Below are 12,023 nucleotides of genomic sequence, written 5' to 3'. Positions count from 1 at the left end.
TTTTATTTTTCATCATCGTGACAATGGCAACTGCCTTCGTGGCAGTGACATTCGTCGTCATGGCAATGACAACCGCCTTCTTCACAACAACTGTCGTCTTCGCTTGGTTCGTAAAATCCTTCTTCGTTGTTTTCTTCCTCTTCTTCGTTGTCCTGCAGATTATACTTCACGTCGTGGAGGGCGCGCAGTGTATTAACCAGCTTTTGTCCCCACAACATTCCGAAGTTTTCCTGACAAATGGCCAGCGAATCGTTCATCGTTTCGTTCAATCCCAGTTGGAAAACAAAAATAAAGTCTTTGATATCTTGATAAATATCAGCCAAATCTTCAGATATGGACTTCTTGATAGGCTGGTCGCTGTATACCATATCCTGCACAAATACGTCCAGATAATCATCCTTGTCTCCCATTAATCCTGCAAGGTTGATACGAAGAATTTCATAAATTTCTTCAGTCACATACGTCTCGGGTGCCTCATCCCCGATCGTCTCACACTTCGGCAGCATGGAGGCTTTGAGATAGAGTAAAGGCAGTATTTTCAATGATGTATCAACGAAAGTGCTGCGCTTCATGCTTTCGGCACGTTCGAGGAATGCACAAAATTCGGCGGCTACCGTTACGAACTCAATTACATTCTTATCAAATATCGTTTGGCTTTCTTTTTCCATAATCAGCGTTGATTTGAAACGCAAAGGTAAGAAAAAGGATTGAATGAGCGTAGCGCTCGTTATTTTTTTATTATTTTTGCGGCTTAGATTACGATTCCAATTTTATAAAAAGAATAAAAGACTCATGGCAAAAAAAAAATTAGATAAGGAGGCCGAACGTACTTCCTCTTCTCCGGGTAAAATCGCAGCAATTTTAAAGAATGAGACTGTCCACTTTGTTATCGGATTAATGTTGGTCATTTTTTCCGTTTATTTATTGTTGGCTTTTTCCTCTTTCTTTTTCACGGGAGCTGCCGACCAGAGTATTATCGACAGTGGAAATCCGGCAGACCTGTCGGCGGTCAACAATCATGTGAAGAACTACGCCGGTTCGCGTGGGGCGCAGTTGGCTCATTACTTGATTAATGATTGCTTCGGTGTCTCTTCCTTCTTTATTCTTGTCTTTTTGGCGGTGGCAGGATTGAAGTTGATGCGTGTGCGTGTTGTCCGTCTGTGGAAGTGGTTTATAGGTTGCACATTGTTACTGGTATGGTTCTCTATATTCTTCGGATTTGTGTTTATGGATCATTATCAGGATTCTTTCATTTATCTGGGCGGTATGCACGGATACAATGTCAGCCGTTGGCTGATCTCTCAGGTCGGTGTACCTGGGGTGTGGATGATTCTGTTGATAACGGCTATTTGCTTCTTTATATATATAAGTGCGCGTACAGTGATTTGGTTGCGCAAACTCTTTGCATTGAGTTTCCTGAAACGAAAGAAGAAGGAGGAAGAAGAGCTTGCCACTACCGGAGAAGAACCGCAGGAATTTACGACCTCCCAACCGCAGGAAGTAGAATTTAACTTGAAACGGACATACAAACAGACACCGCCTCCGGCACCTGTAATGGATATACAGGCGGAAGAACCCCAAGAAGAATTTCCGGTGAGTGAACCGGAAACGGACGATATATCCTCCGCTTCATCCGATGAGAGTGAAGGGGTAACCATGGTGTTCGAACCAACCGTTTCCAATGTTGTTCCTCCTTTGGGGGGAGAGTCTTCGGAGGATGAAGAACCCGGTTTTGAAGTGGAGTCTGCCGCTTCGGAAGAAGAATATCAGGGACCGGAAATGGAACCTTATAACCCGACAAAAGATTTGGAGAATTATCGTTTCCCCACGATCGACCTGATGAAGCATTTTGAAAACGACGATCCGACAATTGATATGGATGAACAGAATGCCAATAAAGACCGTATCATCAATACGTTGCGCAGCTTCGGCATTGAAATCAGCACGATTAAGGCAACGGTCGGTCCTACGGTTACTCTGTATGAGATAACTCCCGAACAAGGCGTGCGTATCTCCAAAATTCGCGGATTGGAGGATGATATTGCGTTGAGCCTGTCTGCTGACGGTATCCGTATCATTGCCCCGATACCGGGCAAGGGAACCATCGGTATTGAGGTACCGAACAAGAATCCGAAGATTGTTTCCGGGCAAAGTGTTATCGGAAGCAAGAAATTCCAGGAATCCAAGTTTGACCTGCCTATTGTGTTGGGAAAGACTATTACGAATGAAGTCTTTATGTTCGACCTTTGCAAGATGCCGCACGTATTGGTGGCAGGTGCAACCGGTCAGGGTAAGTCTGTCGGTCTGAATGCAATTATTACTTCCTTATTATATAAGAAACATCCGGCTGAACTGAAGTTTGTCCTGGTCGACCCGAAGAAGGTAGAGTTCAGCATCTACTCGGTCATTGAAAACCATTTCCTTGCCAAACTTCCCGTTGGCGGTGAACCGATTATTACGGACGTGACGAAAGTAGTGCAAACTCTGAATTCCGTCTGTGTGGAAATGGATACCCGTTATGACCTGTTGAAAATGGCTCATGTACGTAATGTCAAGGAGTATAATGAGAAGTTTATCAACCGTCGTCTGAATCCGGAGAAAGGACATAAGTTCATGCCGTATATTGTCGTTGTTATCGACGAGTTCGGTGACCTGATTATGACGGCAGGTAAGGAGGTGGAACTTCCGATTGCCCGTATCGCCCAGTTGGCGCGTGCTGTCGGTATCCACATGATTATCGCTACACAGCGTCCGACGACGAATATCATCACGGGTACGATTAAAGCCAACTTCCCGGCCCGTATCGCTTTCCGTGTATCCGCCATGATGGATTCCCGAACGATTCTTGACCGTCCGGGTGCCAACCGTCTAATTGGTAAGGGAGATATGCTTTTCTTACAGGGAGCTGATCCGGTGCGTGTGCAATGTGCCTTTATCGATACGCCGGAAGTAGAGGAAATCACGAAGTTTATTGCCCGTCAGCAAGGATATCCTACTCCTTTCTTCCTGCCCGAGTATGTGAGTGAAGACAGCGGTAGCGAAGTAGGGGATATTGATATGGGGCGTCTTGACCCGTTGTTTGAAGACGCTGCCCGGTTGGTGGTTATTCATCAGCAAGGTTCCACGTCGTTAATTCAACGTAAGTTTGCTATCGGTTATAATCGTGCCGGCCGTATCATGGATCAACTTGAAAAGGCTGGAATCGTCGGTCCTACGCAGGGAAGCAAAGCGCGTGACGTACTTTGCATCGATGATAATGATCTTGAAATGCGTTTGAACAATTTGCAGTAATCAATCGTTTATTAATCAAATGAGGAAATACATTTTTAGTGTTTTAATAGCTTTACTGTCATTGCCTGTGATTGCTCAACAACAGCAGTCGCAGGCTAAAGCTGTTCTTGATAAGACAGCCGAAGCATTTCGTAAGGCAGGCGGAGTGAAGGCTGATTTCATTATTAAATCTGTGACTAACGGTTTGGTGGAAGGGTCGGAAAGCGGTACGATTCAGTTGAAAGGAGAGAAGTTCGTATTGAAGGCGTCCGAAGTGATAACCTGGTTTGATGGGAAAACGCAATGGAGCTATGTAGTCAGGAATGATGAAGTGAACGTCAGCAATCCGACACAGGAAGAACTACAACAGATTAATCCGTATACATTCCTGTATATGTATCAGAAAGGATTTTCCTATAAACTGGGAACAGTAAAGACTTACGGGGGAAAGGCTGTCTGGGAAGTAATTCTCACAGCGAAGGATAAGAAACAGGATTTGGAGCGTATCACTCTTTATGTGACGAAGAATACGTATGAGCCTCTATATATTCTGCTTCAGCAGCGTGATCAGCAGACGCGTAATGAGATTACCGTGACAGGTTATCAGACACGGCTGAATTATGCGGATAGTATTTTTTCTTTTGATAAAAAACAATATCCGAATGCAGAGATTATTGATTTGAGATAAAATGTTTTTGAATAACAAAACGATAAAGGTATAATTAAAATGGCAGAAATAGAAAAAGTTAAGTGCCTGATTATTGGTTCAGGACCTGCCGGATATACGGCAGCGATTTATGCGGGACGTGCAAACTTGTGTCCGGTGCTTTATGAAGGATTGCAGCCCGGCGGTCAGTTGACGACAACTACGGATGTTGAAAACTTCCCCGGTTATCCGGAAGGTATCAGCGGACCGCAGTTGATGGAAGATTTGCGTGCACAGGCGAGCCGCTTTGGGACAGATGTACGTTTCGGTATTGCTACTGCAGCGGATTTGAGCAAGGCTCCTTATAAAATAACGATTGACGGAGAAAAAGAAATCGAAGCGGAGACGTTGATTATCTCTACCGGGGCAACAGCTAAGTATTTGGGCCTGGAAGACGAAAAGAAATATGCAGGAATGGGTGTCAGCGCTTGTGCTACCTGCGATGGTTTCTTCTATCGTAAGAAAGTGGTTGCCGTAGTCGGTGGCGGTGATACGGCTTGTGAAGAAGCGGTTTATCTTGCCGGACTTGCATCGAAAGTATATCTGATTGTCCGTAAGCCTTTCCTGCGTGCATCGAAGATTATGCAGGAGCGCGTGATGAATCACGAGAAGATTGAAGTTCTTTTTGAACACAATGCTGTCGGTTTGTACGGTGACAATGGAGTGGAAGGTGTAAACCTTGTGAAACGTTGGGGTGAACCGGATGAGGAACGTTACAGCCTGCCTATCGACGGTTTCTTTCTGGCTATCGGTCATCAACCGAATTCTGATATATTCAAGGATTATCTGGATACGGATGAAGTGGGTTATATCATTACAGATGGTGCCAGTCCGCGTACGAAAGTTCCCGGAGTGTTTGCTGCCGGAGATGTGGCCGACCCTCATTACCGTCAGGCTATTACAGCGGCGGGAAGCGGATGTAAGGCTGCTATTGAGGCAGAACGTTACCTTTCTGCAAAAGGACTTATCTGATAAATATAATGTTCAGTATAAAACCGAAGGATAGTAATCACACAATTCCGGTGTGGTAACTCTTAAAATAAAAACGGTGGACATCGGTTAGAAACTAGTGTCCACCGTTCTTTTTATATTGGGTTTACTCTAAGATGATTTACACTTGGTTAATACGCTTCAATCTCGTCCAGCCATAATTCGGCAGGAATCACTTCCGGACCATTGATAAAGATAAAAGAAGAAGAGAAATACTTTCCTTCATGATCCTAAAATGTGTGTTAAGTTATAAATAGATTTGACACGACAAATTTGTAATTTCTGTTTGTACAAAATTATTTGTGCCTATTGCTTTATGCGTATAAAAGAATGAATCTTGTTTCTCTTTCTTATACAAGTTGTTTAAAGAACAGACCTTGTGTTTATAATAAAAAGTGAGAACGTTTATTATAAACGGGTCTTAAGTTTATTATAAACGATTATTGGCTGAACTCTTGAAAAATGGGTGAAGAATTTAAACAAAATGGGGCGAAATCCTTGCAGACTTCACCCCATTGTTAGTTCTTACAGTACACTTGCGTGTATGCAATCTGATGATTTATGTCTTTATTTTTGTATGTTTCATACCTGTTGTTTCTGATTCGTTTCTGCAAATATACAAAATAAAAAAGGAAAAGTCAATACCCTGTTTCCGTTTTGAAGCTGAATACATAGGCAATGGTGGCTGGCATCAATACCTCTTTCTCCATTGCTATTATTTGAGAAGCTGTTCCTCAATGATTTGCACGTACTTCTCCGGAGTAGCTCCGACTTCGACGATAGGTTTGCCGCCTACCGGAATAAAGAAAAGAGTCGGCAGCGCCTGTACTCCGAAATGTTTGCACAAGTCTTTCTCTTTATCCGCATTCACTTTATAAAACATGACTTTTCCCTTATACTTTTCAGCCAATTCTTCCATTTTCGGAAGCAGTCTCATGCAAGGGCCGCACCAAGTTGCCCAAAAGTCAACAACCACAGGTTTGTCTCCATTATAAACGAAATCATTTCCTGTCCGGTAATCAAAAATATGTTCCAGAAAGAATTGGCGGGTAATCGGATTCATCTTGCCGTCTTCCGCTTTGACTTCCGTTACTTTAGCTTCCGATTCGGGAATAGGAACCAAGTCGAAAGGCTGGAAGTATATTTTTTGATGAACATAATCAATGGACAAAATGCCGTAGTCCAATAGTTTCTTTCCTAAAACAGAATGTTTCAGAGATGGATTCCTCACGGCAAAGGCATCGTCTATCTTTGTTTTCACGAATATTGTTTCCGGTAAGGTCAGGCTTTCTTCTTCTTGTGCCGTCTCTTTATAGCCGATTGAAACTTTTTGCGGAGTTCCCTTCGGATAAAGTGTGCTCCACTCGTTAAAGTCTTTTTCAGTGAGGTTGATTAATCCGTCGCTCCATGTATCTAAAATAGGAAAAATTGTTTTATCTTGAATCGATATCGAACATACTATACCTAAACCTGTTATCAATTCAAAATTTTCTCTATAGTTTAGTTTCATGTACGAAGGTCGGTACGGCTGAGTGATAGTGATCTTTTTTCGTCGCATGTCAATGGTCAAGACGGAAGTTCGGAATACTGCAGAATTCAATACTCCCATTACTCCCAGTTTGCGTAGATAAGGTTCATCTTCTAATATGAATGTTGGCAGACTATTGCTGAATGTATTATTACCAATAGTTAAGGTTCCTATTTCATAGATTTTCTTTACGGGAACCTGTTTGAATTTGAAATTCTGATAACTTCCAAAACTACTGGCGTTTTTCGTGTTGATTTTCAGTTGGTTGACAGCTTCCGGAAGTAATGCATTATGTCCGGCTAAATCAAGTACAAAATTTGCTGTTTCTCCATTTATATTGGCTTCTATGATAATCTTTCCATCGATTGTTTTAAATGGAATGATTTCCGTCATACTGTTCTGTGTTTGTGCTTTTATGCCTGAAATAAAACAAAAAGCAATCAAACATATATGTATTTTTATTATCATATTTCTCAAATTCATATTGTTTTAAAGTCTATCTTTCTTTTTTGATTTCTATTTTTCTCTCCTGATTGTCCTTTTTAATAATAATATATCCTGTATCTCCGGGAATAGCGTTCATTATCTCTTCTATAGCAATCTGGCTCATCGGACAGTTGCTTAATGAGGTTCCGTTGATATTGATTACCTGATCACCGAAAGATACTTGGTCTTTCATACTATCCCATATCGTTGTGATTTCAAATCGTTCGTTGCGTGGCAATATACTCACATTCCAAAGAACGGGAGCACCTCCCATATCAGTTTTCCCTTTTTCGAATGGGAGGAAGAAGAAGCGTTTACGCATATAGTCTATAATCACTTTTCCATATTTCAGCAAGTCTACTCCTATGATTGTTTCATTCATTACGCTTGTCGTGCAGCCTATGTTTGTGAATTCCTTATCCATGATACGAATAGAAGGTATGTTCAGTTTTTTGATTTCTACAGGATTTCCCAGTCCGGCTAATCCGGCAGAGACAATCCCATGTGCATGATTTGTTTCTTTTATATCGGATATATCAGCCAGCCTGTTATAATCTTGTATCGAATATAGTAGAAAACCTTCTGCACCAGTGTCAAACAATATTTTCATAGTCTGTTCTTCTTGCTTGACAGTGATAAATGAGTGATATTCCGTTTCATCCAGAAGAGGAACTCCGTCTGTTAGTTTCAGTTTCTCGGGGCGATAGGGATAGTTGATGACCATGATTCTATAGCGAGAGTCAAATGTTACTACAGATTGTGAGAATGCGTCTCCACCGAGAATGCCGGCGACTCCTAAATCAGTGAAAAAAGGATCTTTGGGCAGCACCATTGTTTTTAATAGCTTGATTTGGTAACTATTGCCGATGGATACATTGGAGACATATGCTTCTTGATAGTTTTGTCCCTGTCCGTTCACATCAGAAATGCGTGTATATCCTGCAGCGTTTGCCTGCATTTCAAGGGCTATATCGTACATCGTTCCGGTTTTGCCACCGGTGTCGACGATATATTTCGTTTTAACGCCGTTGATTGTGACAGGAATAATGATTTTGTTGTGTACCAATTCATAGGGAATAGTGTCGCAAACCTTATTTTGGATTTGCGACATACATTCCTTTCCATAGATTAGAAACATTAACAGCCATAAACCGGTGAGTATCTCTGCTCTTTTCATATCATTTCTTTTGCGAATTCATTTTTTCTGCTTCTAGAATAGCTTGATAGGCGTTAACAATACCTCCGGAGATACATAAATCATCAAAAAGGAATAAATCTTGTGAAGGTCTGTCGTCTACTCGAATGCCTTTTTCTACTTCTACTCCTTTGCGTGAGGTTACACTTTTTAATAGAATATCACGGATTTGTGAGCCGGTAAGCTTTGGAAAATAAGATTTTATGAGTGTGGCTACTCCGGCTACGGTAGCGGCCGCTAGTCCTTCTCCTGTTCCTGTTCGGTAAGTGTCTCCCATGTATGCAGAATATATATCTGTTCCCGGAGCATAGATATCTAGTGTATTTGCTCCATAATTTGTATCCATAACCGGATTTCCTTTTTTATCAGAAGAGGCGACTATCATAAGATTGGTGAGTTCTTTGTCTTTACTCATTTTCCGGTTCGGGAAGAATTCTACTTTGTCCATATCGATAGATGTATTCCACGCGGGAACTATCACTATGGCTCCTTTCTTTTCCGCTTCTTTCAATTCATGGATTATCCATTGTTTTTGTTCCTCGGGGTATAACATATTCTGTTCAGGCAATACAATCACATCTGCTCCGTGGCTGACTGCATAATGAATGGCTAATGCCATATCTTTCAGGTAAGGTTCCCCTTCTCCTGTACAGATACGTAGCGTCATGATTTCTGCTTGATCGGCAATGCCATCGCTTCCTATTTTATTGTCACGTTTAGCAGCTATAATTCCTGCCTTCATTATGTTGGTTGCTGCATCGGATGTAAGTAGTATATTATTTCCATAATTGTTGTCATTTATGTCCATTGGGTTGTCACCTGTAATTTCTTTCCGTTGGTCCGTACCATATTTTCTTAAGGCTTCTTCGTAAGAGGCTTTAGCTGTTTCCACACTTTTCTTACCCATATTTTGGTATACAGGTTCCCATTTATCTGTATTATATAAACTGAAATAATAGGCTGTACATACAAAGGCTACTTCAGAGAGGCTGTCCCTTTCCGCTTTAGGGTCATAACAACTTTGAAACTCCTCGACGGTTAATTCTTTTCCAGGGAAGCGCTGCTTCATGTCTCTATTAAATTTTTCAACGTATTCTTCGATGACATAAGCAAGTTGCAGACCACTGTAAGTACTTCCTATTCTGGATTCGGGCATTACTTTATATCGATAATAGTTATATTCTTCCATGTTTTCCGGTGCAGCTACTTCCTGACGTGTTCCATTAATAATTTTATAATACTTTTTCCCATCAAAAATATAGTCTGCATATTTATCTTTCAAGCGGAAGAATTCACGTTCTCCTTCTCTCGTCAAAGACTCCACAACTTGAGCATCTTTGCCCCCGAGGAAGTTCCAACCATTAATATCATCAATGAGACCATTTCTATCATCATCTTTTTGATTTAATTTTTCTTTGGGATTGATCCATATAGCCTGTCTCAGATCTTCGTGTTCCACGTCCATTCCGGTTCCGATTAATGCGACAATCGGCCTTTTCTTGAGTTTCTTTTTGTTAGCATTCAAATATTCATAGGCTTTGTTAACTTCAGCGCCATATACACTGTCTCTGTCGAAAGAACAATTGTACCAGTCCAGTTCGGATTGTTTTTTTTGTTTTTCAACTTTTTGTTTTATTAATTGAGCTGATGTAATTCCACAAATAAGGCAGCATAAGATAAGGGATATAAGTTTTTTCATTGTAGGATGAGTTATGATATTTATATAGTCAGATTAATTTCTAGCTTTTAATATGGCTTCACGTACTTGTTCTCCGCGGACATTACGTGCTATTAGTTTTCCTTCTTTGTCAATGACTACAAGGAAAGGGATGGCATAAAAGCCATAAGCTGTCTGGATAGCACTTGGAGCTTCATTACTTTTCGGAAAGCCTGTTTTATCCCACAGCATTACCCAGGGAAGTTTTTCTTCGTCCAGCATCTTTTTCCACTTAGCTTGGCTATCGTCTAGTGATACGCTGATGAACTCCAAATCGTCAGCTTTCAGTTCATTATATATTTTTAGCATACTACGCATCTCCTTACGACAAGGGCCGCACCAGGAAGCACAGAAATCCAAAACGACAATTTTACCGCGAAAGTCTTTTAAATTAACCTTCTGATCATTGACATTCGTGAAAGTAAAGTCCGGACATTCTGCACCAATAATTTGGTGGGAAAGGATTTTGACTCTTTCTACCAGCCAGCGGGCAGATAAAGAGTTTCGCTCATCATCGGAAATCATATCCAATAATTTCTTATTAGAGTAATAGTCATTTACATTGGCCAGATAAGCAAGCGCGGATACCATATTAGGTGACAGTTGTGCGTTAGCCGGAAGAGAAACAGTTGCTGTGTCCGGGTCTTTATCTGCGGGTAAATATTCTTGCAGAGTGAGAAACGAGTCGATACCTTTAAACGACAGGGAACTTTGTTCGGGATTTGTCTCATCATAGTAGCCGATGATGTTCACTTCATGGTTCTCGAAATATATTTTTTCTTCCGTTTTTCCGATTCGCAATGTGTAGATATCGGGTTGAATCAGCTTCTGTTCTGTGGCGAACTCTTTATTGGGTTGGAGTTCACAGCTAAGAATAAGTGTTCCGTTCAGGTCATTCACTTGCAAAGTGGTTGGTTTCAGTATTCTTAACTTGCCTTTAATTTGTAGTCCATCTTTGCACCACGAACTTGTCGTGGCGCATAAGAAGGACGAAAAAAATAAAATGAAAAGTTTCTTTGTTGATATCATAGAATTGTATTTAAATAATAATCGTCACAGGAGAATAGTTACCAGTCAAATCCTGGCCAGGGATCGTCATCGTCTCCACCGTCTTCATCGTTGTTACCCGGTATTTCTGGATGAGGCTGAATATCCCAGTCATTCGGACCTTTAGCTATGGCTTCCAAATCAATTCCATAATTCTCCTTCATGTATTTGCGTACGAAAGCGAATTTCTCAATAATAAGCGGGAATTGACTGTATCTTTCGGTACTTTCGGCTTCCGTATAATATAATGATAGTAAGGCATATCCGGCAAATGTTGCTTCCCGGGTCGGGTTGCTGCCGTCATATTCTTCATTCAGTGTGAATTTATTTGTATTTACAGTACCTGGAAATCCCCTGTTCAAGTGAAAATCAGGACTGTCTGTTTCCCAAAAATAGAATGATATAGGAGTCACGTAATCCAAACCACGGTTGAATTCTTCAGGAATGGTAATTAGCCTTTTTTCTACAGCAGCCTTTATGATATTACCGAGAATCATTTTCCGACGTTGGCTGAACGTTACTTGGTCGTCCGGCATAATATATTTGTCGGTCATTTCTGCCTGAGGTCCGAATAAACAGGTACTCCAGTAATCCAGACCATTAATGATTTCGTGCATGGCATTATTTTGTTTGATAACGACTGCTCCCAAATCTATTTCCGTTGCTATATGCACATTATAAGCCATATACCAATATAACGGTAATAATTTGCTTGTAACCTTTTTACACTTTTCGTTATTGAGGTAGGAGAATACATGTTTCTTCATAAATTCCGTATAGAACTTCGCCATTTCATCGTTGATACACCCTTCCCCTTTATAATTTGTGGATGCACCTCCTGTCCAGCTACGATTGAAATCTTCATCTTGCAAATCTTTATAAATCAGATAGACGCCGAAATCTTTTTGTATTTGTGAGATGTCATCATCCCAGCTATTCGTTCCTTGGGGAACTTTGAAACGTAATTCAATGCCTCCTTCTGTGGGGGTAAGTGCATCTTCTTCATAGCATGAGGTGAATGCTATGCAAGTGAGGAGTCCCCATAATAAATATATATTTCTCATATTTGTTTCTTTTTTAAGTT

Annotated in this window: 9 protein-coding genes; 3 read left to right on the top strand and 6 right to left on the bottom strand. The window is 41.0% G+C overall.

The genetic code is table 11. From position 1 onward, the window contains the following. Window positions 1-2: 2 nt before the first annotated feature. Entirely contained in the window at window positions 3-668 is a 666-nt protein-coding gene (locus tag BHV72_RS01655) for a DUF5063 domain-containing protein (RefSeq protein ID WP_005677454.1), read from the bottom strand. Between the two features lie 124 nt (window positions 669-792). Here BHV72_RS01655 and BHV72_RS01650 point away from each other — a divergent pair, with 124 nt between their 5' ends. The 3 genes from BHV72_RS01650 to trxB are packed head-to-tail and all read left to right on the top strand — an operon-like array spanning window position 793 to window position 4,948. Beyond that, window positions 793-3,291 (top strand): FtsK/SpoIIIE family DNA translocase, encoded by a 2,499-nt coding sequence (locus BHV72_RS01650; protein ID WP_286853813.1) that lies wholly within the window; start codon window positions 793-795, stop codon window positions 3,289-3,291. 19 nt (window positions 3,292-3,310) lie between these two features. Further along, window positions 3,311-3,958, top strand: coding sequence for an outer membrane lipoprotein periplasmic chaperone LolA1 (gene lolA1, locus BHV72_RS01645; protein WP_005680161.1), 648 nt, complete (start codon window positions 3,311-3,313; stop codon window positions 3,956-3,958). A 39-nt stretch (window positions 3,959-3,997) separates the two neighbouring features. Further along, window positions 3,998-4,948 carry a thioredoxin-disulfide reductase gene (gene trxB / locus BHV72_RS01640; protein ID WP_005677457.1) on the top strand — a complete coding sequence of 317 codons (951 nt, stop codon included), beginning with the start codon at window positions 3,998-4,000 and terminating at the stop codon, window positions 4,946-4,948. Between the two features lie 733 nt (window positions 4,949-5,681). Here trxB and BHV72_RS01635 read toward each other — a convergent pair. Genes BHV72_RS01635 through BHV72_RS01615 form a run of 5 tightly spaced genes read right to left on the bottom strand, consistent with a single transcriptional unit; the run spans window position 5,682 to window position 12,003 of the window. Continuing rightward, window positions 5,682-6,977 (bottom strand): thioredoxin domain-containing protein, encoded by a 1,296-nt coding sequence (locus BHV72_RS01635; protein WP_055172861.1) that lies wholly within the window; start codon window positions 6,975-6,977, stop codon window positions 5,682-5,684. A 13-nt stretch (window positions 6,978-6,990) separates the two neighbouring features. After that, the gene (locus tag BHV72_RS01630) at window positions 6,991-8,157 is read right to left on the bottom strand and encodes a pepsin/retropepsin-like aspartic protease family protein (RefSeq protein ID WP_022042712.1); all 1,167 of its coding nucleotides are present in this window, start codon (window positions 8,155-8,157) and stop codon (window positions 6,991-6,993) included. Between the two features lies 1 nt (window position 8,158). Beyond that, on the bottom strand, window positions 8,159-9,874 hold the full coding sequence (locus BHV72_RS01625) for a S8 family serine peptidase (RefSeq protein ID WP_122264979.1): 1,716 nt from the start codon (window positions 9,872-9,874) through the stop codon (window positions 8,159-8,161). A gap of 33 nt (window positions 9,875-9,907) precedes the next feature. Then, a complete protein-coding gene (locus BHV72_RS01620; RefSeq protein WP_005677462.1) occupies window positions 9,908-10,921 on the bottom strand; it encodes a TlpA family protein disulfide reductase in 1,014 nt (337 codons plus the stop codon). 38 nt (window positions 10,922-10,959) lie between these two features. Continuing rightward, window positions 10,960-12,003 carry a hypothetical protein gene (locus BHV72_RS01615; protein ID WP_005677463.1) on the bottom strand — a complete coding sequence of 348 codons (1,044 nt, stop codon included), beginning with the start codon at window positions 12,001-12,003 and terminating at the stop codon, window positions 10,960-10,962. Window positions 12,004-12,023 lie beyond the last annotated feature (20 nt).

Origin of the sequence: Bacteroides sp. 43_46, assembly GCF_001915455.1 — a bacterium.
Lineage (GTDB): Bacteria > Bacteroidota > Bacteroidia > Bacteroidales > Bacteroidaceae > Bacteroides > Bacteroides caccae.
This window is presented reverse-complemented; position numbering and strand designations above follow the sequence as displayed.

Excerpts from the sequence above, each read along its gene's own strand:
- lolA1 (WP_005680161.1), top strand. The coding sequence starts at position 3,311 with ATGAGGAAATACATTTTTAGTGTTTTAATAGCTTTACTGTCATTGCCT.
- BHV72_RS01635 (WP_055172861.1), bottom strand. The coding sequence starts at position 6,977 with ATGAATTTGAGAAATATGATAATAAAAATACATATATGTTTGATTGCT.
- BHV72_RS01620 (WP_005677462.1), bottom strand. The coding sequence starts at position 10,921 with ATGATATCAACAAAGAAACTTTTCATTTTATTTTTTTCGTCCTTCTTA.
- BHV72_RS01615 (WP_005677463.1), bottom strand. The coding sequence starts at position 12,003 with ATGAGAAATATATATTTATTATGGGGACTCCTCACTTGCATAGCATTC.
- BHV72_RS01630 (WP_022042712.1), bottom strand. The coding sequence starts at position 8,157 with ATGAAAAGAGCAGAGATACTCACCGGTTTATGGCTGTTAATGTTTCTA.
- trxB (WP_005677457.1), top strand. The coding sequence starts at position 3,998 with ATGGCAGAAATAGAAAAAGTTAAGTGCCTGATTATTGGTTCAGGACCT.
- BHV72_RS01625 (WP_122264979.1), bottom strand. The coding sequence starts at position 9,874 with ATGAAAAAACTTATATCCCTTATCTTATGCTGCCTTATTTGTGGAATT.
- BHV72_RS01655 (WP_005677454.1), bottom strand. The coding sequence starts at position 668 with ATGGAAAAAGAAAGCCAAACGATATTTGATAAGAATGTAATTGAGTTC.
- BHV72_RS01650 (WP_286853813.1), top strand. The coding sequence starts at position 793 with ATGGCAAAAAAAAAATTAGATAAGGAGGCCGAACGTACTTCCTCTTCT.